The organism is Bradyrhizobium sp. SZCCHNR1017, from assembly GCF_032381375.1.
Taxonomy (GTDB): Bacteria; Pseudomonadota; Alphaproteobacteria; order Rhizobiales; family Xanthobacteraceae; genus Bradyrhizobium.
Genome location: NZ_JAUHIR010000002.1, coordinates 264,362 through 289,862, shown reverse-complemented (window position 1 = coordinate 289,862; position 25,501 = coordinate 264,362). Strand labels below are relative to the sequence as shown.

Annotated in this window: 20 protein-coding genes, 3 tRNA genes and 1 pseudogene; 8 read left to right on the top strand and 16 right to left on the bottom strand. The window is 65.4% G+C overall.

Annotation, left to right across the window (positions count from 1 at the left end):
- The first annotated feature begins 16 nt into the window (after window positions 1-16).
- From QW863_RS06935 to QW863_RS06925, 3 genes are all read left to right on the top strand, one after another.
- Window positions 17-865 carry a transglutaminase family protein gene (locus tag QW863_RS06935; RefSeq protein ID WP_315714728.1) on the top strand — a complete coding sequence of 283 codons (849 nt, stop codon included), beginning with the start codon at window positions 17-19 and terminating at the stop codon, window positions 863-865.
- A gap of 234 nt (window positions 866-1,099) precedes the next feature.
- Complete coding sequence (locus QW863_RS06930) at window positions 1,100-1,858, top strand: peptidase (RefSeq protein ID WP_315714729.1); 759 nt, start codon at window positions 1,100-1,102, stop codon at window positions 1,856-1,858.
- A 34-nt stretch (window positions 1,859-1,892) separates the two neighbouring features.
- Window positions 1,893-2,648: an SDR family oxidoreductase gene (locus tag QW863_RS06925; RefSeq protein WP_315714730.1), complete on the top strand. Its 756-nt coding sequence runs from the start codon at window positions 1,893-1,895 to the stop codon at window positions 2,646-2,648.
- A gap of 209 nt (window positions 2,649-2,857) precedes the next feature.
- On the opposite strand, the gene QW863_RS06920 is transcribed toward QW863_RS06925, so the two are convergent.
- Entirely contained in the window at window positions 2,858-4,084 is a 1,227-nt protein-coding gene (locus tag QW863_RS06920; protein ID WP_315714731.1) for an MFS transporter, read from the bottom strand.
- Between the two features lie 117 nt (window positions 4,085-4,201).
- On the opposite strand from QW863_RS06920, the gene QW863_RS06915 reads away from it, so the two are divergent.
- The gene (locus tag QW863_RS06915; protein WP_315767504.1) at window positions 4,202-5,452 is read left to right on the top strand and encodes a NupC/NupG family nucleoside CNT transporter; all 1,251 of its coding nucleotides are present in this window, start codon (window positions 4,202-4,204) and stop codon (window positions 5,450-5,452) included.
- Here QW863_RS06915 and QW863_RS06910 read toward each other — a convergent pair.
- The 3 genes from QW863_RS06910 to QW863_RS06900 all read right to left on the bottom strand — a co-directional run bounded on the left by QW863_RS06910 (window position 5,390) and on the right by QW863_RS06900 (window position 8,732).
- Window positions 5,390-7,474, bottom strand: coding sequence for an acyltransferase family protein (locus tag QW863_RS06910; RefSeq protein WP_315767502.1), 2,085 nt, complete (start codon window positions 7,472-7,474; stop codon window positions 5,390-5,392). The two genes, QW863_RS06915 and QW863_RS06910, sit on opposite strands and share 63 nt — an antisense overlap.
- Before the next feature lie 158 nt (window positions 7,475-7,632).
- Window positions 7,633-8,238, bottom strand: coding sequence for a cupin (locus QW863_RS06905; RefSeq protein ID WP_315749404.1), 606 nt, complete (start codon window positions 8,236-8,238; stop codon window positions 7,633-7,635).
- 209 nt (window positions 8,239-8,447) lie between these two features.
- Window positions 8,448-8,732 carry an usg protein gene (locus tag QW863_RS06900; RefSeq protein WP_315714735.1) on the bottom strand — a complete coding sequence of 95 codons (285 nt, stop codon included), beginning with the start codon at window positions 8,730-8,732 and terminating at the stop codon, window positions 8,448-8,450.
- Window positions 8,733-9,111: 379 nt separating this feature from the next.
- Here QW863_RS06900 and groES point away from each other — a divergent pair, with 379 nt between their 5' ends.
- Together groES and groL are read left to right on the top strand one after the other, a co-directional pair.
- The gene (groES, locus tag QW863_RS06895; protein WP_315714736.1) at window positions 9,112-9,426 is read left to right on the top strand and encodes a co-chaperone GroES; all 315 of its coding nucleotides are present in this window, start codon (window positions 9,112-9,114) and stop codon (window positions 9,424-9,426) included.
- Window positions 9,427-9,513: 87 nt separating this feature from the next.
- The gene (gene groL / locus QW863_RS06890) at window positions 9,514-11,154 is read left to right on the top strand and encodes a chaperonin GroEL (RefSeq protein WP_315767500.1); all 1,641 of its coding nucleotides are present in this window, start codon (window positions 9,514-9,516) and stop codon (window positions 11,152-11,154) included.
- A 253-nt stretch (window positions 11,155-11,407) separates the two neighbouring features.
- On the opposite strand, the gene lepB is transcribed toward groL, so the two are convergent.
- From lepB to QW863_RS06845, 9 genes and pseudogenes are all read right to left on the bottom strand, one after another.
- On the bottom strand, window positions 11,408-12,136 hold the full coding sequence (gene lepB, locus QW863_RS06885; RefSeq protein WP_315767604.1) for a signal peptidase I: 729 nt from the start codon (window positions 12,134-12,136) through the stop codon (window positions 11,408-11,410).
- Window positions 12,137-12,348: 212 nt separating this feature from the next.
- A complete protein-coding gene (locus QW863_RS06880) occupies window positions 12,349-13,692 on the bottom strand; it encodes an RtcB family protein (protein ID WP_315767498.1) in 1,344 nt (447 codons plus the stop codon).
- A gap of 318 nt (window positions 13,693-14,010) precedes the next feature.
- A pseudogene (locus QW863_RS06875) lies at window positions 14,011-14,296 on the bottom strand (GIY-YIG nuclease family protein).
- Window positions 14,297-14,510: 214 nt separating this feature from the next.
- Complete coding sequence (locus tag QW863_RS06870) at window positions 14,511-15,656, bottom strand: slipin family protein (RefSeq protein WP_315767496.1); 1,146 nt, start codon at window positions 15,654-15,656, stop codon at window positions 14,511-14,513.
- Window positions 15,657-16,010: 354 nt separating this feature from the next.
- Window positions 16,011-16,076 (bottom strand) — tRNA-His (locus QW863_RS06865).
- Between the two features lie 2 nt (window positions 16,077-16,078).
- A tRNA-Phe gene (locus QW863_RS06860) sits at window positions 16,079-16,151 on the bottom strand.
- A 300-nt stretch (window positions 16,152-16,451) separates the two neighbouring features.
- On the bottom strand, window positions 16,452-16,988 hold the full coding sequence (locus QW863_RS06855; protein ID WP_315714980.1) for an HNH endonuclease: 537 nt from the start codon (window positions 16,986-16,988) through the stop codon (window positions 16,452-16,454).
- Window positions 16,989-17,027: 39 nt separating this feature from the next.
- A tRNA-Val gene (locus QW863_RS06850) sits at window positions 17,028-17,102 on the bottom strand.
- 1 nt (window position 17,103) lies between these two features.
- Window positions 17,104-17,280, bottom strand: a complete 177-nt coding sequence (locus QW863_RS06845; RefSeq protein ID WP_315767494.1) for a hypothetical protein — start codon at window positions 17,278-17,280, stop codon at window positions 17,104-17,106.
- Between the two features lie 905 nt (window positions 17,281-18,185).
- Between QW863_RS06845 and QW863_RS06840 the strand changes: the two genes are divergently transcribed.
- Window positions 18,186-19,562 (top strand): IS30 family transposase, encoded by a 1,377-nt coding sequence (locus QW863_RS06840; protein ID WP_315712037.1) that lies wholly within the window; start codon window positions 18,186-18,188, stop codon window positions 19,560-19,562.
- Between the two features lie 545 nt (window positions 19,563-20,107).
- Here the strand turns inward: QW863_RS06840 and QW863_RS06835 are convergent.
- Window positions 20,108-21,283: a tlde1 domain-containing protein gene (locus QW863_RS06835; protein ID WP_315714742.1), complete on the bottom strand. Its 1,176-nt coding sequence runs from the start codon at window positions 21,281-21,283 to the stop codon at window positions 20,108-20,110.
- Window positions 21,284-21,825: 542 nt separating this feature from the next.
- Here QW863_RS06835 and QW863_RS06830 point away from each other — a divergent pair.
- Window positions 21,826-22,626 carry an FkbM family methyltransferase gene (locus QW863_RS06830; protein WP_315714743.1) on the top strand — a complete coding sequence of 267 codons (801 nt, stop codon included), beginning with the start codon at window positions 21,826-21,828 and terminating at the stop codon, window positions 22,624-22,626.
- Window positions 22,627-22,634: 8 nt separating this feature from the next.
- Here QW863_RS06830 and QW863_RS06825 read toward each other — a convergent pair whose 3' ends face one another.
- Together QW863_RS06825 and QW863_RS06820 are read right to left on the bottom strand one after the other, a co-directional pair.
- Window positions 22,635-24,152 (bottom strand): glycosyltransferase family 39 protein, encoded by a 1,518-nt coding sequence (locus tag QW863_RS06825; protein WP_315714744.1) that lies wholly within the window; start codon window positions 24,150-24,152, stop codon window positions 22,635-22,637.
- Complete coding sequence (locus QW863_RS06820; protein ID WP_315714745.1) at window positions 24,149-25,282, bottom strand: glycosyltransferase family 2 protein; 1,134 nt, start codon at window positions 25,280-25,282, stop codon at window positions 24,149-24,151. The genes QW863_RS06825 and QW863_RS06820 overlap by 4 nt, the downstream gene beginning before the upstream one ends.
- Window positions 25,283-25,501 lie beyond the last annotated feature (219 nt).

The following is a 25,501-nucleotide window of genomic DNA, read 5'->3' as shown; positions in this document are numbered from 1 at the left end:
AGACTGGTCGACCGCCATGCGCCTGCGTATCTCCCATTCCACCACCTACCGCTACGAGCCGGCGGCGACCGGCGCGATCCAGATCATCCGCATGACGCCCGGCAGCAATGACGGCCAATATGTGGCGGAGTGGCAGATCGACGTGTCGACCGATTCCCGCCTCGACATGCACGAGGACGCATTCGGCAACGTCACCCATGTGATCACCCACGGCGCGCTCGAGGACCTCACGATCACGGCCGAAGGCCTGGTCGAGACCCACGACACCGGCGGCGTGCTGAAGGGAGCGGACGAGCGCTTCCCGCCCAGCTTCTTCCTCCGGCAGACGCCGCTCACGGCCGCAAATGCGGCCATGGCTGCTGTCGTGCGCGATCTGCGCGCCGAGTCGGAGAGCGACGTACTCGGCCTCCTGCACACGCTGATGATGCAGGTCTACGAGCACATGACCTTCGACGAGGATCCGACCCACAGCGGCACCTCGGCGGCGGAAGCCTTTGTGCTGAAGCGCGGCGTCTGCCAGGACTATGCGCATATCTTCATCGCCTGCGCGCGCGCCGCCGGCATCCCCGCGCGTTTCGTATCCGGCCACTTCCTGCGTTCCGATGGTGCAGTGCACCAGGAGGCCGGCCATGCCTGGGCGGAAGTCTATGTACCGGATCTCGGCTGGGTCGGTTTCGACGCCGCCAACTGCATCTGCACCACCGACGCTCATGTCCGGGTCGCGATCGGGCTCGATTATCTCGGTGCGGCGCCGGTGCGCGGCACACGCTATGGCGGCGGCACCGAGACGCTCACCGTGAAAGTGAAGGTCGAGCAGGTCGGCCGCGGCGGTCCGTCGCAATCCCAGTCGCAGCGGCAGTCCTGAATTCTGGAACGCGCGCTCCACCCATGGTGTCATTCCGGGGCGCGCGAAGCGCGAGCCCGGAATCCATCGGGCGGCAGAATGCACGGAGGGATGGATTCCGGGCTCGTCGCTTCGCTCCGCCCCGGAATGACGACCTTTTGTGGAGCGACCACTCATCCCGGCTTCGACATTGGCGGGGGTGGACGGGAGGCCGATTTTCGCTAGTAATTCGCGCAATGGCTCGAGGGGACTGAGATGACCTATTGCTGCGGAATTCTGGTGCGTGACGGCCTCGTCATGATCGCGGACACCCGAACCAATGCCGGTCTCGACAACGTCTCGACCTTCCGCAAGCTGCACATCTTCTCCAACCCGGGCGAGCGCATCGTGGCGGTCGCCAGCGCCGGCAATCTCGCCATCAGCCAGTCCGTCCTATCGACCTTGACCGAAGGGATGGAAGACCCCGACACCGGCGAGGTGGAGACGCTGATGAATGCGCCGACCATGTTCCAGGCAGCGCAGCGTATCGGCAAGGCGATCCGCATGGTGCACGCCACCGAAGGGCCGGCCCTGAAGGCCGAGGACATCTCGTTCGACGTCTCGTTCCTGTTCGGCGGCCAGATCAAGGGCTCGCGGATGCGGCTGTTCATGGTCTACACCGCCGGCAACTTCATCGAATGCACCACCGACACGCCCTATCTGCAGATCGGCGAGCACAAATACGGCAAGCCGGTGCTCGACCGCGCCATGCATTACGACGTCGAGCTCTACGAGGCGCTGAAGACGGGCCTGATCTCGATGGACTCGACGATGCGCTCCAATCTCGGCGTCGGCCTGCCGATCGACGTCCTGGTGGTGCGCGCGGAGGCCTGCGAGGCCGACCTCAATCATCGCATCGAGGCCGGCGAGCCCTATTTCCACGATCTCCGCTCGCGCTGGTCGGCGGCCCTGCGCGCTGCGCATAACAACATTCCAAGGCCGCCCTATAAGACTCAGAGCGAGTCAAAACACTGAAACTGCAAAACACTTGAACTGAAGGTGAGGAAACATGGCTGAAGCGGCAAAGAAGATCGCGCTGGTGACAGGCGCAGGCACGGGGGTCGGCCGCGCCGCATCGCTCGCGTTGATGAACTCCGGCTTCACCGTGGTGCTGGCCGGCCGCCGCAAGGAGATGCTGGAGGAGACCGCCAAGCTCGGCCCAGCCGGCATGAGCCTCCCCGTCTCCGCCGATATGATGGACCCCGCCTCGATCGCGGCGCTGTTCGACACCGTAAAGTCGACCTACGGCCGGCTCGACGTGCTGTTCAACAATGCCGGCATGGGCGCGCCACCGGTGCCATTCGAGGACCTCACCCTGCAGCAATGGCAGTCGGTGGTGGCGACCAACCTCACTGCGCCGTTCCTGTGCACGCAGCACGCCTTCCGCATCATGAAGGATCAATCGCCGCGCGGCGGCCGCATCATCAACAACGGCTCGATCTCGGCGCACGCGCCGCGGCCGTTCTCCTCGCCCTACACCTCGACGAAGCACGCGATCACGGGTCTGACGAAAGCGTCGAACCTCGACGGCCGCGCCTATGACATCGCGGTCGGCCAGATCGACATCGGCAACGCCGAGACGCCGATGACCGAGCGCATGGTCGGCGGCGTGCTGCAGCCCGACGGCCGCATGATGCCGGAGCCGCGCATGGACGTGAAGGCCGTCGGCGACGCCGTCGCCTACATGGCCTCGCTGCCGCTCGACGCCAACGTCCTGTTCATCACGGTGATGGCGACGAAGATGCCGTTCGTGGGACGGGGGTGATCACTTCTTTCAGATCCCGCTCCCTGCTCTCTCCACTCGTCATTCCGGGGCGCGCGAAGCGCGAGCCCGGAATCCATAGCCACACGCGGTGGTGTGGCGCGAGATGGATGTGGCATTTATCTTCGTCACACGACGTCTCATGGTGATGGATTCCGGGCTCATCGCTGCGCGATGCCCCGGAATGACGGAGAGAGCGCGGCCGGCTCGCCCTACTCCAACCGCTCCACCTTCCGCAGCTCCGGAAACAGCTTCATCCACGCCAGCGCGATCGCGATGGTGCCGACGCCGCCGAGGATGGCGGCAGGCATGGCCCCTAGCAGCGCGGCGGTGACGCCGCTCTCGAACTGGCCGAGCTGGTTGGAGGCGTTGATGAACAGGAAGTTCACCGCGCCGACGCGGCCGCGCATCTCGTTGGGCGTGGCGAGCTGAACGAGCGAAAAGCGGATCACGACGCTGACGGTGTCGGCGGCGCCGAGAACGGCGAGCGCAGCGACCGAGATCCACATCGCATGCGAGACGGCGAACACGACCGTCGCCGCACCGAACACGATGACCGCCTGGAACATGCGCAGGCCGACGCACCGCCGAATGGTGTAGCGCGCCAGCACCGCCGTCATCGCCAGCGCGCCGACCGCGGGCGCGGCGCGCAGCACGCCGAGCCCGAACGGCCCGGTGTCGAGGATATCGCGCGCGTAGATCGGCAGCAGCGCAGTGACGCCGCCGAGCAGCACCGCGAACAGATCGAGCGAGATGGTGCCAAGGATCGCCGGATTGGCGCGGATGAAGCGGACGCCGGCGAACAGATCGTCCTTGCTGCCCTCGAGCCGCTCGGCCGGCACGTCATCAGGCACCTGCATCAGGCCGGTCAGGGCCATGCCTCCGATCCAGAACAGCATCATGATGCCGTAGGGCACACCGGGCGCGACCGCATAGGCGAAGCCGCCGATCGCAGGCCCCGCGATGGTCGCGAGCTGCGCTGCACCGCTGGACAGCGCGCTGGCCCGCTGCAAGGTGCCGGACGGCGCGATCAGCGGCAGCAGCGCCGCCGTGGCCGGGCTTTCGAAGGCGCCGGCAATGCCGAGCACGAAGACGGCCGCGAATAGCTGGAATTCGCCGAGCTGACCGGCGTAAGCGCCCCAGCACAGATAGAGCGCCGTCAGCGCCTCGACGAGCTGACAGAGCTGCACGACGCGCTTGCGCTGGAATCGGTCGGCGGCGCTGCCGGCGACGAACACCAGCAGTGCCGTTGGCAGGAACTGGATCAGCCCGACCATGCCGAGATCGAAGGCGCGCCCGGTCAGATCGTAGATCTGCCAGCCGATCGCCACCGCCGCGATCTGGCTCGCAAAGCGCGACAGGCTGCGGGACGACAGGAAGAACAGGAACGCGCTTTGCTTCAAGAGATCGCGCGCGCCGATCGGGACGGTGGACGACATGATGGCGCCTGCGTGACGCAGCCCTCACTGCTTGTCAATCGCGGGCCCCGCATGGCCGCGCGGCATTGCACGCGGCAGTTCCCTGCGCCCATAATGAAACGGGGTTCGGGGGATCTGATGCTTCAGCTGCAATCGGCGTTCGGGATAATCGCACTGCTCGCGATCGCATGGGCGCTCGGTGAAAACCGGCGCGCGGTGTCGTTGAAGCAGGCCGGGCTCGGGCTGGTGGTGACGCTCGTGACGGCCATCGTCCTGCTCAAGGTGCCTGCGGTCGCCCGCGCGTTCGGCGCCATCAACGACGTCGTGGGCGCCATCTCGTCGGCCTCCCGGGCCGGCACCTCCTTCGTCTTCGGCTTTGTCGGCGGCGGCGCCCTGCCCTTCGAGCTGAAGGCGCCCGGCGCCGATTTCGTGCTCGCCTTCCAGGCGCTGCCGATCGTGCTGGTCATGAGCGTGCTCACGACGCTGTTGTTCTACTGGCGCGTGCTGCCGCCCTTGGTGCGCGGCATGGCCTGGCTGCTGGAGCGCACCCTCGGCGTCGGCGGCGCGGTCGGCCTGTCGACCGCCGCGAATGTCTTCCTCGGCATGGTCGAAGCGCCGCTGTTCATCCGGCCGTATCTGGCGCAGATGACGCGCAGCGAATTGTTTCTCGTCATGACCGGCGGCATGGCCGGCATCGCCGGCACCGTGCTGGTGCTCTACGCCACGCTGCTGGCGCCACTGATCCCGGATGCCGCCGCGCATTTCGTCATCGCCTCGGTGCTCGGCGCGCCGGCGTCGATCCTGGTCAGCCTGATCATGGTGCCGGAGACGTCGAAGCAGCTCACCGGCGGCGCGCTCGGCGATCCCGGGACTCAGGCCACCTCGACCATGGACGCGATCGTCAAGGGCACCAGCGCCGGGCTCGAACTCTTGATGAACATCGTGGCGCTGCTGCTGGTGCTGGTCGCGCTGGTGCATCTCGCCAACGCGATCCTGTCGCTCTTGCCCGCCATCGGCGGCGCCGACATCTCGCTGCAGCGGCTGCTCGGCCTCGTGATGGCGCCGGTGTGCTGGCTGATGGGCCTGCCGTGGTCGGAGGCCGTCACCGCCGGCAGCCTGATGGGCACCAAGACGGTGCTGAACGAGCTGATCGCCTATGTCGAGCTGGCCAAGCTCGATGCAGGCGCGCTCGATCCGCGCGCGCGGCTGATCATGCTGTACGCGATGTGCGGCTTCGCCAACTTCGCCAGCCTCGGCATCATGATCGGCGGCCTCGGCACCATGGCGCCGACCCGGCGCGACGAGATCAACGCGCTCGGCCTGAAATCAATCGTCTCGGGCACCCTCACCACCTGCCTGATGGGCGCGATCGTCGGCCTGCTGACGTGAGCTGAGCTCGGTCGTCTTCGGGAGAAGCAGCGGCGCGATCCGGGCCATCACGAGCTGCGAGCCCGCCGCCGTGAGATGCGCGTGGTCGAACGACAGCGGGACGTCGCCGACCGTGAGCGGACAGCGTCCGCTCTCGCAGACCGCCGACAGGATCGAAACGTAGGAAAAGCCCTCACCACTCGGCAGCCCCGCCTGCATGGCCGAATCCAGCGCGAAGATGTCCGAGCGGACGAAAGCCACGGGATCCGGCGCCATGCCGCGCAAGGTGGCGCGCGCCAGCATCGACGGCAGTCGCGCGCGGAATTGCACGGACGGGCCGAGCAGCACCACCGGAATGCCGGCATCACTGAGCCGAGACAGGGTCGACCTGAGGTCGCGCACCATTCCGGCAAAGCGCGGCGATCGGGCATCTTCGAGCCAATCTGCTGACATCACCACCAGATCGGGCCGGTGCGCCGCGAAGTAGTCGCGCATCTGGGCCGCCAGCGCGCGGCAGGCGGCCACACCCTGCGTCTCCGCGTTGAAGGTCGGCATGCAGGTGGGCTGGCTCGCCTGCATGATGTTGACGGTGTCCGGATCGAGCTCGGCCTTGAGGCCGTGATAGTAGTGCGCGGCAAAGCTGTCGCCCCACAGCAGCAAATTGGTCTTGCCAGGCACTGGACGGAGACAATCCTCGGGCACGCGCCCGTCCGGCGTCGTGAAGCAGGTGCCGTAGCGATAGACCGGCTTCATGTCGTAGGCGTTGTAGGCATCCAGCCGCTGCGCCGCGCGGTCGGCGTCCGACACGGCGCCGGCGCGCAACAGACCCACGCCGCTGCCGGCCATCAGCAGCAGGCTTGCCAGCGCCGCAAGACCGAAGGCCGCGCGCGGGGTCGCTGCGAGTTTGCGATGGCGGAACGGCTGCTCGATGAAGCGCCAGGACAGCGTGGCGACTGCGACCGTGAGCGCGAACAACGCCACCCGCTCCCCGCCGTCGAGTGCGAGGCCGGGCTTGGCGAAGCGCGCGAAGGCGAACAACGGCCAGTGCCACAGATACAGCGAATAGGAAATGCGGCCGAAGAACGCCGCCACGCCGAGCGGCGATAGCGGGCTACGCGGCACGTTGGCCACGCCGGCGCCGCTCCACAGGAACAGCGCGGCACCGAGGCATGGCGCCAGCGCGTCGACGCCGGGGAAACCCGGTCCGGGGCGCAGCGCCAGAATCGGCACGGCCATCAGCAGCAGCGACAGCGCGCGGGCGCCGCGCCGGGCGAGACCAGGCCGCGGTGCGGGAAGGCCGGATATCGCGACCAGGCTGCCGAGCAGGAATTCCCAGGCGCGCGGCGGGCTGAGGAAGAATGCGCTCGCGGACGCGCCCTCGCGCATCAGCAGCAAACAGAGCGCGAACGAGCCGGCAGCCAGCAGCGCCAGCGTGAAAGTCAGCGCCAGCCTGCGGCCGCGCGCTATCAGCAACACGGCCCAGACCACGATCGGCAGCACCAGATAGAACTGCTCCTCGACCGCGAGCGACCAGGCGTGCAGCAGCGGCTTCTCCACCGCGGCGTGGTCGAAATAGCCCGACTGCTGCCAGAAGAAGACGTTCGAGGTGAAGGTGACGACGGCGGCCGCGGAACGGAAGAATTCGGCGCGCTCGGAGCCCAGCATGTCCTGCGACGCCGGAAGCGCCGCGAACGCCACCATGGCGTAGAGCGCCGGCAGCAGCCGCCGCACCCTCCGCTCGTAGAATTGCACGAACGAGAAGCGGCCCGCCGCGATCTCCGCGGCGATGATGCCGGTGATCAGGTAGCCGGAGATGACGAAGAAGATGTCGACGCCGACGAAGCCGCCGAAGATCGCCGGCGCCTCGAAATGGAATGCGACGACGGAGAGCACCGCGATGGCGCGCAGCCAGTCGATGTCCTCGCGATGTCCTACACCTGAAGCCGAGCCGGCGCCCGCGCTGGCGAAGCGGGGCTGCGTCGATGCGCGCGTGCGAGGCGCGCGCGGGATCGTGGGAGCGAACTGGACGACGAAGCGCGGCAACGGAACGGGTACGCCTTTACGCAAGCCCGCGGCGAACACGTCTTACGGATTCGTCGCCGGCCCATCCGTCCCAATGACGCGAGACCGGATGTCAACACACACGCGCGATGGGACCGCCGTCCATCGCACGCGAATGTTTCCATCCATTTCTGTCGGCTTTACGTCGACAGTTCGACGGTTTTGAAGTCGGCCGGCAGGATCACTTCCAGCAGCTCGACGTCGTCGGAATAGTCGAGGATCATGTGCCGGATCTTCGGCGGCTGGGTCCAGCAGCTGCCCTCCTGCATCAGCGTCTCGCCGACGCCTTCGAGGTAGCTCTTCACCCAGCCCTTGAGCACATAGACCATCTGGAAGTCGACCGCATGGGTGTGCAGCTTGGAGACTTCCTGCGGATTGCACGGCGGCAGCATGCGGATGACATGCGCGCGCGCCAAACCGTGCGTCGCGTCGGCGATGCCGAGGTCGCGGTAATGGGCATAAGCGCGCAGGCCGTCGGCCTTGAAGTCCTCCTCGCGGTGATGGCTGATCGCGACCTTCTGTTTGCGGCGGCGCGGCGCCGGCGCTGGTCGCCCCTTGCTCGCCAGCGCCTTGCGCGCCGAGGGCGCAGCCGCCCGGCCCGGCTTGGCGGGCGTCTTCGCCAGCGGCTTGGCGCTAGTTCTCGTAACGGCCTTCGCCGTCGCCTTGCTGCTCTTGCCGGTCTTCAGCGCCGCTGACTTGGCGGCGGCGCGTGATGCGGGCTTGGTCGTCCGGCTCTTGGTGGCCATGGTGCTCTCCCTGCGTATCCTCGTCGCGAGGGTAGCACATATTGGAGAGTCCCAGCAGCCGCTCCAACAAAGGTCGTCATTCCGGGGCGTGCGAAGCACGAGCCCGGAATCCATTCCTCCGCGCGTTCTGCCGCCCGATGGATTCCGGGCTCGCACTTCGCGCGCCCCGGAATGACACCGGTCATGAGGCGGCAGCGGTGGCTGTCAGCTCAATGCAGCCGGAACACGCCGTCGACAGCGCGCAGCTCGGCCGGCTTGATCAGCTTGGAATGCGCCACCGTGACCGAATACAGCGGCCCCTCGATCTTCTCCTGCCAGAACGCCAGGAAGTCCTGCAGCGCAGGGAATTTCGGAAACAGGTCGTAGTTCTGCCAGACATAGGTCTGCAGCAGCGAGCGATGGTCCGGCATCCGATACAGGATCTGCGCCGTCGTCAGCCCGTAACCCAGCACCTGTTTCCGAAAGTCCTCGGAAACCTCAACCTTCGACACCATGCCAACCTCCGTTTCTGGAGCGCATGTCCGTGTGGCCATCCGGGATGGAGCCACCCGGCAAAGATGCGCTCACTGCCTAGAAATGTGACGCATGTCCTCAACCCATCTCAAGCTTAAATGTTTAACGACATGTTGAAAAATGCTGCATTAGCAGCCACTTAGCCCAGGTGCTAATACGGGGTTTCATGGTTCGTTCCGCTTCCGTTAACGCTATCGGAACGCTTTGGCAGAGCCCGCAGTTGACTGCTAATTTTTCTGCTACAAGCCCTTGCCCGGCTGAATGCTCTCCCCTAAATCCAGCCTGCGTGCTGGCACTCGCCGGCGCCGACTGCCAAATTCCCAGAAACTGACAATCGCCTCAATAGCTTAGGAGGACTGTATGGCTTTCCGTCCGCTTCACGACCGCGTCGTGGTCAAGCGCATCGACGCCGAAGAGAAGACCGCTGGCGGCATCATCATCCCCGACTCGGCCAAGGAGAAGCCCTCGCAGGGTGAAGTGATCGCGGTGGGCCCGGGCGCCCGCGACGAGAGCGGCAAGCTGGTCCCGCTCGACGTCCAGGTCGGTGACCGCGTGCTGTTCGGCAAGTGGTCGGGCACCGAGGTCAAGATCGACGGCCACGAGCTGCTGATCATGAAGGAAAGCGACATCATGGGCGTGCTCACCGACACCGCGTCGAAGAAGAAGGCCGCCTAAGCCAACCCGCTCAACGCTCACCCTGAGGAGCGCCTGCGGGCGCCCTGCCCAGGGTGAGACGACCAATTCAACTCAGGGAAACCCAATATGTCAGCAAAAGACGTAAAGTTCGGCGTCGACGCTCGCGACCGCATGCTGCGCGGCGTGGACATCCTCGCCAATGCCGTCAAGGTCACGCTCGGTCCGAAGGGCCGCAACGTCGTCCTCGACAAGTCGTTCGGCGCGCCGCGCATCACCAAGGACGGCGTCACCGTCGCCAAGGAGATCGAGCTCGACGACAAGTTCGAGAACATGGGCGCGCAGATGGTGCGCGAGGTCGCCTCGAAGTCCGCTGATGCGGCCGGCGACGGCACCACCACCGCGACCGTGCTGGCCCAGGCCATCGTGCGTGAAGGCGCCAAGGCGGTTGCCGCCGGCATGAACCCGATGGATCTGAAGCGCGGCATCGACCTCGCGGTCGAGGCGGTCGTTGCCGACCTCGTCAAGAACTCCAAGAAGGTCACGTCGAACGACGAGATCGCCCAGGTCGGCACCATCTCCGCCAACGGCGACGCCGAGATCGGCAAGTTCCTCGCCGACGCCATGAAGAAGGTCGGCAACGAGGGTGTCATCACCGTCGAGGAAGCCAAGTCGCTCGAGACCGAGCTCGACGTCGTCGAGGGCATGCAGTTCGACCGCGGCTACATCTCGCCCTACTTCGTCACCAACGCCGACAAGATGCGCGTCGAGATGGATGACGCCTACATCCTGATCAACGAGAAGAAGCTGTCGTCGCTGAACGAGCTGCTGCCGCTGCTCGAGGCCGTGGTGCAGACCGGCAAGCCGCTGGTCATCGTCGCCGAGGACGTCGAGGGCGAGGCGCTCGCCACCCTGGTCGTCAACCGCCTGCGTGGCGGCCTGAAGGTCGCGGCCGTCAAGGCGCCGGGCTTCGGCGATCGCCGCAAGGCCATGCTGCAGGACATCGCGATCCTGACCGGCGGCCAGGCGATCTCGGAGGATCTCGGCATCAAGCTCGAGAACGTCAACCTCTCGATGCTCGGCCGCGCCAAGAAGGTGATGATCGACAAGGAGAACACCACGATCGTCAACGGCGCCGGCAAGAAGGCCGACATCGAGGCGCGCGTGCACCAGATCAAGGCGCAGATCGAGGAGACCACCTCGGACTACGACCGTGAGAAGCTGCAGGAGCGTCTGGCCAAGCTCGCGGGCGGCGTCGCGGTGATCCGCGTCGGCGGCGCGACCGAGGTCGAGGTCAAGGAGCGCAAGGATCGCGTGGATGACGCGATGCATGCGACCCGCGCGGCTGTCGAGGAAGGCATCCTGCCGGGCGGCGGCGTCGCCCTGCTCCGGGCGTCCGAGCAGCTCAAGGGCCTGCGCACCAAGAACGACGACCAGAAGACCGGCATCGAGATCGTCCGCAAGGCGCTCTCCGCCCCGGCCCGCCAGATCGCGATCAACGCGGGCGAGGACGGCTCGGTCATCGTCGGCAAGATCCTGGAGAAGGACCAGTACGCCTATGGCTTCGACAGCCAGACCGGCGAGTACGGCAACCTGGTCTCCAAGGGCATCATCGACCCGACCAAGGTGGTTCGCGCCGCGATCCAGAACGCCGCCTCCGTGGCTGCGCTGCTGATCACGACCGAAGCCATGGTCGCCGAGCTGCCGAAGAAGAACGCCGGCGGCCCCGCGATGCCTCCGGGCGGCGGCATGGGCGGCATGGACTTCTAAGTCCGACGCTTCGTCGCAGACGACAATTGCAAAACCCCGGCAGCGATGCCGGGGTTTTCGTTTGTGCTGGAATTGTCGAATCGCCAGCCTCGGTTTCGGGCTCATGCCCCCCCGATGCATTCAATGCGTAGTTCAGATGAGCGCACGCCGCATCCCGAAGGGCGCAGGCGGGAGCGACATCCGGAGTGTCACGAACCGAGCAGGTGATCCCGCATGTCGCTTCGCTCATGCGGGCTACGGGCTCCGCGCCGCCCTACTTCACCATCGTCCCAATCCGCTCGAAACGGATCCGGCCCGGCTTGCCTTTCTCGGCGCTGGTGGCCGAGAAGAAGATCATCGCGGCGCGGCCGATGACATTCTCGATCGGCACATAGCCGATGGTGCCAAGCACACGGCTGTCGGTCGAGTTGTCGCGGTTGTCGCCGAGCATGAACAGCCGCCCGGGCGGCACGACGAAGACGTTGGTATTGTCGAAGAAGCCGTGGCTGACGCAATCCAGCGTCTGGTAGCTCACGCCATTCGGCAAGGTCTCGCGCCAGCGCGTGACGCGCTCGTTCGCACCGCCCCCGCAGGCCGCCTCTCCGGTCAGATCCTCGACGCGCTCCCGCTCGACGGCCGTATCGTTGATGTAGAGCACTCCCTCCTTCATCTGGACGCGGTCGCCGGGCAGTCCGACGACGCGCTTGATGTAGACGGTCGCATTGTCTTTCGGCAGGAAGAACGCGACCACATCACCGCGCGCAGGTGTCGCGCCCCAGATGCGCGCCGACGGCGGCAACGAGGAAGGCCAAGACAACGGCCAAGTGAAACGGCTGTAGCCGTAGGGATATTTCGACACGAAGAAGACATCGCCGACGAGAAGCGTTGGAATGTTCGAGGATGAAGGGATGTTGAACTGCTGATACAGGAAGGAGCGGATCAGTACCGGCGAGGCCAGCAGCAGGCACAGCAGCGCAAAGCCCGCGATGAAGATCCCCGCGATCGCCCACTACGGCTCGCGCTTCGGCCCGATGGCACCCGCATCCAGGCTCGTCATCGCGTCTCCCCCCTTCTTCACAGCCTGAGGATGATGGAAGGCCCGACCATGCGCAATCGCCAAATGAACCGGCGGCCACGCGGCCGCTGATCACCTCCGGCGCCTGCCGCCCCGTCAACAGGAGGCCGCCCGTGGGCGACCTCACCGATTTGGAGTCTTCATCGCCCCTTCCGCCACGGCGCGTCGGCTTCCCAGTCACCGGCCATGATCGAGCCGTAAGGGATCACCTCGTCGGTCACCTCGCCGAGGCCGTAGCGTGCGATCTGCGCCCGTACCGACGCCGCGTTCTTGTAGGCCTGCGGCAGCTCCGACAAATCAGGCTTGCCGCAATAGAACCGCGCATCGATGCCCTCAGGCATCTCCGGGCGATGCGCGCGCAAAAACGCCTTCCGCCCGAGATTGCGGCCAGCGCCGTGCGGCGCGAAGCCGAGCGCATCCTTGTTGTCGCGATGCTTCAGGATCAGCACCGGCTCGGCCATGTTGAGCGGCACGATCGTGCGTCCGTCATCGTCAGCCGAGAAGCCGGACCAGTTCGGCGTCGCGCCCTTGCCGTGGTAGTACAGGCCGTCGCTCTTCTGGAAGACGAAGTTGTGCTCGTTCCAGAACCGGTCCGCGACGGCGTTGCCGAGCTTCGCCGCCGCGAGATCGTGAATCGCGTGGTGATTGGCCCTGGTCCACAGCCGCGCGACCTGCAACGCCTCCCAATAGGCCCGGCCGTCGTCGCTCGACGCCTTGATCCAGGCGCTGTGCTCCGGGACCTTCGGCGCGTGGATCGCGGTGTGCCGTTTCGCCACGCTCATGCCGCGCTTGTAAAGCTGGGCACCGAAGCCGCGCGAGCCGTGATGCGTCACCAGCGCCACCTGCCCGGTCGATCTGAGATGGCCGACATAGGCGAAGTGGTTGCCGTCGCCCTGCGTGGCGAAGTGGCCGATCGCGAAGCGCTCGAGCCCCTTCAGGAAGGGGTTGGCCTCGAACCCTGCCATCACCTCGTCGGGCGGCTGATGCAGCCGGTCGCGGCCGCCGGGACCGAAATGGGTCACGGCGTGAACCGCATCGAGAATGCGCTTGGGATCGTCCTTGCGCGCGAACACCGTCACCGCCACCGAGCAGCAGATGTCGGAGGAATGGAAGCCCGGATGGATCGCGTCCTCACAGGCGACCACGCCGCCGACCGGGATGGTGCCGAGCGCCGTTCCCGACGGACAGGCGTCCGGCATCACGGCGCCGGCTACGATGGTCGGCACCCGCATCAACGCATCCATGTGCTGGGTCACCGCCGCGACATTGGCGCGCTCCAGCTCGTTGTCGGCTTCGATCAGCATCGCGAACGGCACGCCGTTGGTGCGCATCAGCGTCTCCGCCGGCTGCAGTTCCTGCAGCGCGGCGAAGATCGCGTCATCATCGGCGCCATCGGCCCGCATCGCATTGGCCGTCGCCAGTCCCTCCTTGAACCAGCGACCGGGCTTGAAGCCCCAGGCGATCAGGGTGTTTCCGTCGATCATGGCTCGCCTCATTCCAATCAGGTCAGTTTGTAACATCCAGCGGCGGCTGCGTTCATTCGCCGCTCGTTGCGCGATCAGTGGTGCCTGTGCGTGCGCAGTTCGTGACACCAAGATGTTGCGCTCATCGCCGGCCAAGCAATGGCATCCGTCGATGATCTATGCCCCCGACACTGTGCTGGCCCAGAATGGCGGAGGAAAGAGCGCGTGATCTCTCGATGCGTCATTCCGGGGCGCGTCGGCAAGCAAATGGCAAAGCCATTTGCGCAGACGGCGCGAGCCCGGAATCCATACTCCCGACGATCAGTGTGAGGCACCGTCTCACCCACAAATCCCCAGATACAGATCGTCCCAATTCGGGTTGTTCTCCTCGATCAGCCTGATTTTCCAGTCGCGCCGCCACTTCTTCAGCTCTTTCTCGCGCGATGGCCGTGATCGCGTTGTCGTAGATCTCGAACCAGACGAGCTTGCCGATGTCGTAGCGCGAGGTGAAGCCCGGTGCCGCCTTGGTTCGGTGTTCGTAGTCGCGTCGAATGAGATCATTCGTGACGCCCAGATAGAGCGTCCCGTGTTTTTTGCTCGCCAGTAGATAGACATAGTATGCCATCGAGAGCCGTGGTTATGGATTCCGGGCTCAGCCGCTACGCGGCTGCCCCGGAATGACGCGTGGAGAGAGGTGTGATCTCTCCTCCCGTCATTCCGGGGCTCGCGCAGCGAGAGCCCGGAATCCATACTCACGAAACCCAGCAGCTTTTTCAATTCTGTCCCACGCTCCCTCTATCGCAAGCGAGAAGCCGCCCGTGGGCGGCCTCTCTTATCGATCACGCCGTCTCCGGCGCCTTCAGCCGGACCAGCCGCGTCAGCAGCGCATCGAGGCCGTCGCCGGCATGCAGGTCGATGCGGCCGACCTTCTCGACCAGGCGCTCGAGCGACTCCAGCTCCTTGAGCCGCAGCAGCAGCGGGTTCTCCTCCATCAGCCTGGCGGTGTTCAGGAGCGAGCGCGTCGCCGCGGTCTCCTCCTGGCGACGGATCAGGTTGGCCTTGGCCAGCCGCTCCGCCTCCACCACCTTGTTGACGAGCTCGCGGATCTCGCCGGGCAGGATCACGTCCTTCACGCCGAGCTCCGTCACCTCGACACCCGAGCCGCCGAGCCGCGCACGCACGTAGTCGCGCAGCTCGGCATCGAGCGAGGCCTTGGCCGCCAGCACCTCGTCGAGCGTGCGTGACGCCACCGCCTCGCGGATCGCGAACTGCACCAGCCGGTACAGCCACGCATCCACGTCGGGCGTGGTCGCGACAGCCGCCTCCGCGTCGGCAATCCGCCGGAACGCCGTGAGCGTCACCCGCAGCGCGATGCGATCCTTGGTCAGCATCTCCTGCGCGGTGATCTCCAGCACTGTGGGCCGCATATCCAGGCGCTTGACCTCGATCTTGCGGCCGACCGCCCAGAAGGCGTGCCGGCCCGGCGCCAGCCGCTCCGTCAGCTTGCCGTCGACATGGAGCAGACCGGCCTCGTGGTTCTCGACCACGACCTCGGTCACAACGCTCGGCCGGTTACGCTCGATCATCGCCAGATGCCGCGCGCTCACACGCACGTCGCTTGCGATGCCGATACGCTCGACCTCGACCTGCGTCGCCACCTTCCAGTAGACACGTGTCTGCCACGGCGTGAGCAGATGCGTCGGCCGGCCGTCGAGGCTGACGATCGCGATCTCGTCCGCGCCGGTCTCCACGGCCTCGAAGAGTTCGGCGGCAAGATCGGGCCGCGCGGCCTTCAGCACCGCGTAGCGCTCGGCCGGGTATTCGGCCCTGACCACGTCGTACACTTGCACCAACAGCCGGTGCAGCGGATCGAGCAGCGCATGACGGCCGGGACCGAGCACGCGCACGAGCTGGCCGTCACGCCACACCAGCGCCCGCTCGCCATCCGCCACCGTCACGGTCTTCGTCACCAGATGCCAAGTCACAACACACTCCCACAGCTTGCGTCCGGCCCATCGGCCGAAACGCGATTCATTGATCAAAGGACGTGAGGACCGGACGACGCTTCCTGCGTGAACCGAGCGGACCGAGGCTTGAGCATCTGACGATGCCGGGCGCACGCGCGCGGTCACACGAGCTATCAGCCCGAGCGTCCTTGCGCAGCCTTCCCGGCATCTTCAGACGCGATATCCACCGCGGCACAGAGCCGGTTCTGCAGTGTCTTGATCTGGTCGAAATGCCCTAGAACTTTCTTCCTGGGCAAAACGGCCGGACCGCGACTGAAGCGCGCGTCCGGTCCTCGTCAGAGGCGATTAGCTTTTCAGGCTAAACCGAAGCGCTGGAGCGGGAGTCGAACCCGCGACCCGATGATTCACAGTCATCTGCTCTACCTAACTGAGCTATCCTTTGGTGGTGTCGATCGGAATCGAACCGATGCCTTCGGGCCTTCAACCCGACGCTCTCCATGAGCTACAGACTCCTTGTTCTTTGCGACGACGGAACACGGGACCGGACACCGGCCGCGCCAGTCGGGATTTCAGCGAGCCCGAACCAAAGTCATCACGAAGGACCGTGCTACTACACACAATCAACGGCACGCGCAAGACGTATACATCGATTATTTTCGAACGATCTCATTCCGTAACTAATCGTCTACATATCGATCTACTCATAACGACGTCGCTCGCATGCAAATGCGGGCGACGCAATTTCGTAGCCCGGATGTCGCTTACGCCGAGGCCCGCTGGACCTCGGCGCACGCTCATCTGGGCCACCTCTCCTCACCGCTCCAGCTCCACGTCCCAATAGAGATAATCCTGCCACGTCTCGTGCAGGAATCTCGGCGGAAACAGGCGCTGCGCGGCCATCAGCTCGTGCCGCGTCGGCTCGAAGGGCGGCCGTCGCGGCTTGAGATAGCGCCGGTCCTTGCGCGCGTTGCATGGACTGCAAGCGGCGACGATGTTGGTCCACGACGTCTCGCCGCCATCGGCCCGCGGTACCACGTGGTCGAACGTCAACTCGCCGTGCAGATAACGGCCGCCGCAGTACTGACATTCGAAGCGATCGCGCAGGAACACGTTGAACCGCGTGAAAGGCACGCGCATCGCGGGCCTGACGTAGTCGCGCAGCGCGATCACCGCCGGCAGCCGCATGGTGACGCTCGGGCTACGAACCACCCGGTCGTACTCCGCGACGACGACGTGAGAGCCGCTGACGACTGCCCTAATCGCATCCTCCCAGCTGACCACTGACAGCGGGAAGTAGCTCAGCGGCTGGAAGTCGGCGTTGAGAACCAGCGCCGGATTTGTTGCTGACATCATCGACCTCCTCTCTTCGCTTCAACCGCCTGGTCGTTCTGGCGCCCATGGCGGGAATCGAACCCGCCTTCCCGGATCGTCGGTCCGGTCCCTTCGCCAGATGGGGACATGGGCCTCATGGTCTACCCGGCGCACCGCTCGACGCTCGCCGGCCATCGCGCCCGCCGTCCGCCGAGTGCGGATGAAACGCGTCCGGATCGGTGCGATTGAGGTAGTCGAGATAGAGCTGCCGCGCGCGCGCCTCGGTCACGCCTCGGCACGTCATGACGATGCGCACGAAAGCTGCTGCCACCGGTGAATCCAGTGCGCGCGCAATGTCGCAAGTCTCGGGATCTTCGCCTGACGTCCGGGTCATCCAACCCTCCGCTTGGTGCGCGGAGGGTGCAGTCCCGCCGCTGTTATGCTCTTGCTGAAATCTGGAGTCCCGGTCGGGCCAGGATTATCACGAGATCGCTTGGACCCTGACAGGCGACGCGCAGACCCGACCAATCGCTCGACCGATTAAAGGGTCGTTCGTTGGTGGCGGCGTTCGCGAGATGTGAGCGTAGGCTCAACACGGTCGTAGTCCTCAAGAGCGCGCCGGTGATGATCGGCGGCCGATTGCGATGGGGCAGAGCTATGCGCAGAATTTTCCGAAACCGTCAAGACCAAAGCGTGATGCGATGACGTTGCCGGCTTCCGCAATGCGACGGATCTGCAACAGCCGGACTGCTCGTCGGGCAAATCAGTTGCGCATTTTCGCGCACGACAAGAGCACTGTCGCCCGCTCGAACGATCGAAGACGCGCGCGCGCGAAAGCTGATTTGTTGAGCCGGGTCAATCAGATCGCCCCGCTCGCCTCCTGTGCCTCGCATTTTCTTGTTTCCAAAAATCGGAAATCATGCATTCTATGCCGGTCCCGCCCTCATGAGAGGGGCGCTTCGCGATCGTCATGAACGTGGAGGGCGGGATGCGGTGGGCGCGTCGGGTTGCAGCGTGATCTGATCACGCGGACGAACGATCCGGTGCGCACGGCGAAGTCGTGATGTCCTGACACCCCGATGCTGGTGTCAAGGTCGAGAGAGACGAATGCTCCGACCGATGGTGGCCAGAAAGCCCGGCGCACCAGGGAGACCACGTATAAGCCGTAGTCCATCGCGCGGGGAATGCCGGAGGCGGATTCAATTGGTCGTCGCAACACTCGATGAGGAGGTTGCGATGGGCATTCGAAAGAAACGGTCAACGCGGGGCAAGCTGGGATCATTGGGGCGCCCACCAGTTGCGGGGCGTGCGGAACAGCAGAAATTTTGGCGTGGGATTGCCGCTGGGTTGAACAGCGAGAATGCTGCGCTGGCTGCTGGATTATCGGATGCTGTCGGCCCCCGATTATTTCGAAAAGCGGGCGGCGTGGCACCGGCAATGTTCCGACCTTCAGCGAAGCCGCTCTCCGGACGGCACCTCTCTTTTTCTGAGCGCGAAGAGATTGCGCTGCTGAATGCGCAGCGCCATTCTGTACGAGAGATAGCGCGGCGTCTCAATCGATCTCCCTCGACCATCTCCCGTGAACTCGATCGCAATGCGGCCACGCACGGCGGCAAGATGGCCTATCGGGCGACGGCCGCCCAGTGGCATGCAGATCGATCGGCCCGGCGTCCTAAGCCGAGCAAGCTTGCAAGCAACGCCGCCTTGCGCGCTTATGTTGAAGAGCGGCTTGCAGGGTTTGTCGCACCTCCAGGCGGCGTTCGGCGGAAGGCCGGTCGTGCGGGCTCTAGCCAGGATCAGGGGTGGACGAAAGCGTGGAGTCCCGAGCAGATTGCCCGGCGCTTACCGATCGACTTCCCGGATGACGAGGCGATGCGCATCAGCCACGAAGCCATTTACCAGGCGCTTTTTGTTCAGGGCCGAGGAGCGCTGAAACGCGAGTTGTCGTCCTGTTTGCGAACGGGACGTGCGCTGCGCGTGCCCCGAGCGCGTACGCGGAAGCGCAGCAAAGGCTTCATATCGCCAGAGATCATGATCAGTGAGCGTCCGGCCGAAGTCGCGGATCGAGCTGTGCCGGGACATTGGGAAGGAGATCTGATCGTCGGCTCCGCCAGCTCGGCAATCGGCACGCTGGTCGAACGCAGCACGCGGTTTACAATGCTCCTGCACCTTCCACGGCTGCCGGGGTTTGACGATGGCCCACGTACGAAGGATGGGCCTGCGCTCTCCGGACACGGAGCTGAAGCGGTACGCGATGCGATCACGCGCACCATCGTCACCTTGCCCAAAGAACTCCGCCGCTCGCTAACCTGGGATCAGGGGACCGAAATGGCTCAACACAGTGACCTCAAGATCGATACAGACCTTCAGATCTACTTCTGCGATCCAAGAAGCCCCTGGCAACGTGGCACGAACGAGAACACGAATGGCCTGCTGCGGCAGTACTTCCCGAAAGGTACCGATCTGAGCGTCTACGATGCTGACGAGATCGCCGCCGTGGCCGCAGCGCTCAATTCCCGACCGAGAAAGACGCTAGGATGGAAAACTCCAGCAGAAGCGCTTGACGAGCTGCTGTCACGAATGAAAACACTTGGTGTTGCGACCACCGATTGAGCCCGCCGGATGATGCGGCTGAACCTGTGGTGACTGCCGCCTGCTTTCTTTGTTGCAGGCGGGCCATGGGTGAGGCCCTCACCCGGCATTCCCCGCGCCCTCTCCTGATTTACGAGGGCGATGTCGCTGGCAAGCCTCGGGCGTCATTCGCCGCGAGAATGCGATGTCGTGTCCAGGAGTGTTCGAGCTGTGTATCCGTTTTTCCTTCTTCCAGTGCGATCGCATGAAGCGGTCGCCCGGAGCGACGCCGATCCCGAAGCCGCATCAGAAATCGTGCGCTCGTGACTGCACGGCAGCCAACGGATTCTCGATCTTGTGGCTCTGAAAGTGCGTGCTCTAGGAGATTGGGAGATCGGACGAGCGCTGCAAGTGAATGCGCCCTCTCCCACAAGGGAAGAGGGCGCTGTATCGCGCAGCGTAGTAGTTGGCGATATAGCACTCGTGCGACGGGATTCACGGCGCACCTTTGCACGCCCTACAGTTCGGAACTACTGCTGAGTGTGAGGGCGACCATGCAGATCCCACCTCAACGCCGCCTGTCCGGCTCACTCGATGCGGGCGAGCACGGCGAGCTTGCGGATGCCCTTGTTCTTGTAGGCATCGAGGAACGCATAGTAGTCGCGGAACGAGACGCAGCCGTTGGAGTCGCCGTTCGGGCCGAGCATGAAGGTGTGCGCGAGCAGGCCGTTGCGACCGTGGATGGCGTCCTCGCCGCCGATCGGGTTCAGCCGCAGCGCCGGCACGCCATGGAACAGCGCCTCGCGCGGCTTCAGCTCGTAGATGTGCGGCGGGGTGACGCCGCGCATCTTGATCTTCTCCGAGCTCGGCTTGTCGAGGTTGTCGCCGAGGCCGGAATGCGCCTCGAGCTTGGTGCCGTCGGGCAGATACACCGCCTTGGCCGAGATGTCGTACACGGCCGTGCTCAAATCGTACGGCGGCCGGCCGCCGCGGGTCGGATCCTTGGCGATGCTGGCGGTGATGTTGGAATCAGCCGAGGCATAGGCCAGGAGCCCGCCATCCTGGTTCTCCGGCTTGCCCCAGAGCTTTTCCTGGATCGAGTGGCGCTCACCCGCGATCGACAGCACCGCCGCCTTGGCACGCTCGGTCATCGCGCGCAGCGAGAAGCCGCTGCTCTTCGGCGCATTGGCTTCGGCAGCCTGCGCCGGCGTCGCGGGCTGCGCGGCCGGCCTGGTGTTGGCGAGCGCCAGCTGCATCGGCGGCCGGGCATCCTTCTTCGACGCCTCGGCGACCTTCGCAGGCTCGGCCGGCTTGGCCTCGGCCGACTTGGTCTCGATCTGCCTGGTCTCGATCTGCTTGGGCGCGGCTTCGGCGAGCTTGGGCAGCGGCGGCGCGCCGTTCGCGGCGTTGGAGGCGACGCCCTGCGGCACGGCCGCGCCGAAGCGGTCGTTGAACATCTGCGGCGTGATGGCGGCGGCCGTGGTGACGGGCGGAGATTCCGGGAATGCCGAGAAGGCCTCACCCACAGCATCGGCGGCGCTGCGCGTTGCAAGCCGCGGCGCCGGGCGCACGACGGGCTCATCCTGCTCGATGCTGCCCAGGGGCGGATAAGCGTCGGCCGCGATGATCTTGGTATAGACCGTTACGGCGCAGCCCCCGATCAGGCATGCGATTGCCGCGCCACCGATCAATTTGTGAGAGAACGCGATCAGGGAGGACTTCCTGCGATTTCGTGCGGCCAACGCAGCTCGACTGTTACTCATTCACTCACGCCCGAACGAATACTCGACAACTCTCGCTCGATGCGCCACGGACACCCGCTTTGCATCTCGCAGAAGCACAGAGCTTCATTAAGGCGGCTTTTAGTTAAATGCTGATTAAGTTTTGGCGGATTAGAGGCGGGTTAACCATCAGGGCCTGTTTTGCCGGCAAACAGGGCAGAAACAGGGCAAAACTGCAGCCGGAGGCAATATTGCCGTACCGGAAAAATCGGGAGAGGCAGCATCCGTCGGTCGCGCCGATCCGTAAAACAGCGCACGCCGCGTTAACGATTGGGCCGGGGCGGCGGCGAGCGATCGATGATCTCTCGTATGCGTGCGCTGACGAGGTAAAGGCCGCAGGTCTCGCCGGTCGAAAGCCCCTGCTCCGGCAGGCCGGGTGCGCGACAAGCGCATCCGTAGCAACCCGGAGTTACAGGCGCTGTGGCCGCCGGCGACAGTATGGTACGGGACGATTCTCTGCGACACTCCGTCGGCGAATCGTACCGCGTCCGCTCCCTGCCGAGACGACACGAGAGGACCTCTCCATGCAGATTCCCGGCCGGAAGCTGGCCTTCGTGCTGGCCTCGACCAATCAAGGTACGATGATCGTCAACCGGCTCGACTATCGCATGATCGACGCCAACCGCGGCTACGGCGTCGGCTTCCAGATCCTCAACACCGGCGCCTTCGATCCGGGAGAGGTGCAGCTGGCCGTCCGCCTGCTCGGCGTGCGCCGCAGGCACCATGGGGACGGCGCGGTCGCGATCGACTGCGGCGCCAATATCGGCGTCCACACGATCGAATGGGCGAAGGCGATGACCGGCTGGGGATCCGTGCTCTCGATCGAGGCGCAGGAGCGGATCTACTACGCGCTCGCCGGCAATATCGCGATCAACAACTGCTTCAACGCGATTGCGATCCATGCCGCGGTATCCTCCGAGCGCGGCGTGCTCAACATCCCGAGCCCGAACTATCTGACCCCGTCGAGCTTCGGCAGCCTCGAGCTGCGCCAGCGTCCCAACACCGAGTTCATTGGCCAGGCCATCGACTATGCGAACGACACGGTCGAGGTGCGCAAGCTTCCGCTGGACGATTTCAACCTGCCGCGTTGCGACCTGATCAAGCTCGACGTCGAGGGCATGGAGCTCGAGGCGCTCGAAGGTGCGGCGGCGACGATCGAACGCTGCACGCCGATCATGCTGGTCGAGAAGATCAAGACCGATGCCGACCAGTTGCGGCAATGGTTCGATCGCCGCGGCTACAAGACCATCGACGCCGACATCAACATGGTCGCGATCCACGGCGGGGACAAGGCGCTGGCGGACATCATTCCGCAGCAGGCCTGAGGCGCGTGTCAGCGCTGCAGCTCCGGCGGCGGCGTGCGGTCGAGGAGATCGCCCTTCGGCTCGCTGAGCGCGTAGAAGGCGTAGGTCTCGATGGTCAAGGACCCGCGCTTGCGCGCGGCCTCGCCGACCTTCTCGATGCGGCCGAACGTGTTGCTGACGTAGACCCGCGTCGCGATCTGGGCCTCGTCGACGAAAAGCTGCGTGCCCGCGAGCTTGGCCGGATCCGGCTCCGGGAAATTGACCCAGCGGATGCGCTGGATCGGCTGCAGCACGCAGGTCCCCGGCGGCAGATAGAACGACAGCCAGGCGGTGGTGCCATAATCCATCGCCAGCACGCAGGAGGCGTCGGCGCGCACCCGCGCCGCCTCGATCTCGGCAGCCAGCGGCCGCCAGCCGACGCCGACGCTGCGCACCGTGGCATCGCGCCGGTAGCCGGACAGCAGGCCCGTGTTGGCCTGCACGATCAGCGCGACGAACATCACGACGCCGGCGGGCACGGCCCAGCGCAGACAGAACGTCGCGGTGCGCTGCTCGCGCGCCGACCAGGCGACGAGATGGGCCGCTGCCGCGGCAGCCACCACGAACGCCGGATAGACCGGCGCGAACCAGTTGGCCTCGACCCGGGCATGCAGCGAATGCCAGACGAAATAGGCGACGATGACCCAGACCATCGCCTCGATCAGGACGCGCGCCGCCGCATCCCCTGCCCTGCGCCGGGCCAGGCCGTAGAGGCCCATCAGGCCGAGGATGAAGACCAGCGGCGTCGCGAAGGCGAACTGCGTCGGGATGATCTCGGCGATGTAGACAGGCCTGACCGCCTCGACCCTGGCACGGCCGAGCTGCTTGATGAACGACACCCATTGGTGATCGGCATTCCACAGGATCACCGGCGCGAACAGCGCGAACGCCACGAGGCCGCCGAGATAGGGCCAGGGCGAGGCCAGCCAACGGCGCAATTTCGGCACGGCGACGAGCCAGATCAGGATCGCCGCGCCGAAGAACATCGCGGTGTATTTCGACAGCAGCGCCGCACCGACGGCTGCGCCGACCGCGAGCCACCACGCGCCCCTCCCCGTCTCCAGCACCTTGGCGCAGAAGAACAGCACGAAGCTGGAGGCGACCAGCAGCGGCGCGTCGGGGGTCACGATCAGTGTGCCGACCGCCGCCATCAGGGTGACGTTGAGCAGCAGCGCCGCGGTCGCCGCCACGCGCACGCCGCCGAACAGGATCTCGGCCGTGCGATACACCGCATAGCTCATCGGCAGGCCGAGCAGGATCGAGACGAGGCGCACGCCGAGCTCGCTGTCGCCGGCGATCAGCGTGCCCAGCCGGATCACGACCGCAACCATCGGCGGGTGGTCGTAATAGCCGCCCGCGAGATGCTTCGACCACATCCAGTAATAGGCTTCGTCGAAGGTGATCGGCGTGACCGCGGCCGCGATCAGCCTGACAACGACGAGGCCTGCGATGGTCAGCCAGACATTGCGGACCAGCCGGGCGTCCTCGGCACCTGCCGCAGATGTCATCGCTTGCGCCAGACGAACAATCCGGAGATCGCGTAATTCCACACCACGCCCATCAGCGCGCCGGCGGCGCCCGCCAGCCACCAGATCGGCTCTTGGTCATAGACCGAGAAGGCGACGCCGACATTGGCCAGCAGGCCGACCGAGCAGACCAGATAGAAGACGAGCAGGCCACGCAGGATGGCAAAGCCCTTCAGCCGCTGGTCGCGATAGGTGAGAAAGTTGTTGAGGATGAAGTTCGAGGTCATCGCGACGAAGGCGCCGAGCGCCTGCGACTCCGCGAACGGAAGGTCGAACAAATTGAGACCGAGGAACAGCGTGGCGAGATGGACCACCAGGCCGGTGCCGCCGACCATCGCGAACAACAGGAAGCGCAGCGACACCACGTCGTTGGTCATCTTGGCCAGCACGAGGCCGAGGAAGTCGAGCGCGACCATCGAGTCGAGCTTGCTCTCGCCGTGCAGGCGCGAGCCGAACGTATAGGGCACCTCGACCGTCTTCAGACCACCCTCGGCGCTGGCGATGATGTCGAGCAGGATCTTGAAGCCCTGCGTGGAGAGCTTCGGCGCGATCGCCTCGAAGCGGTCGCGGCGGATCATGAAGAAGCCGCTCATGGGATCGTTGACCTCGACCTTGAGCGCGCGGCGCGCGATCTCGGTGGCGAAGGCGCTGGCCCCCGCCCGCTTGCTGTCGAAGCTCGCGGCGCTGCCGCCCTCGATGTAGCGGCTGCCGACGACGAGCTCGGCCGCACCGCTCTGCAGCAGCGACAGCATCTTCGGCAGCTGGGTCTCGTCATGCTGCAGATCGGCGTCGATCACGGCGGCAAAGGGCGCGCTGGCGGCCAGGATGCCCTCGATGCAGGCGCCGGACAGGCCGCGCCGGCCGATCCGGCGGACGCAGCGGACGCGTTTGTCGCTGCGCGACAATTCGCGCACCACCTGCCAGGTGCCGTCTGGGGAGTTGTCGTCGACGAACACCACCTCCCACGGCACATCCTTGAACGCCGCCTCCAGCCGCCGGTACAGCGTGGTGACATTGTCGCGCTCGTTGAAGGTCGGAACGACCACCGAAACGATCGGAATATCAGCGGTTTGCGGCGGCGCGGGCATGGCCGGTCGGAGGACATCGTTCATGGTGCGGATGCGTATATCTGCCGCGTTCCACACTGCCAAGCGCAACGGCTGAAGGAAGGCGCAAAAAGCCCGGACTGTGGTGCCGGCGTGCACCGCTGCCGAATGAGCGGCCCAAAATGCCAACGACCACAAACAAAGGGCGCGCGTACATCCGGCGCAACCGCTCTGCCGTGGTCGTCTCGGTGCCGGAGCCGTTACAGCTCGACGTCACCGTCCCGA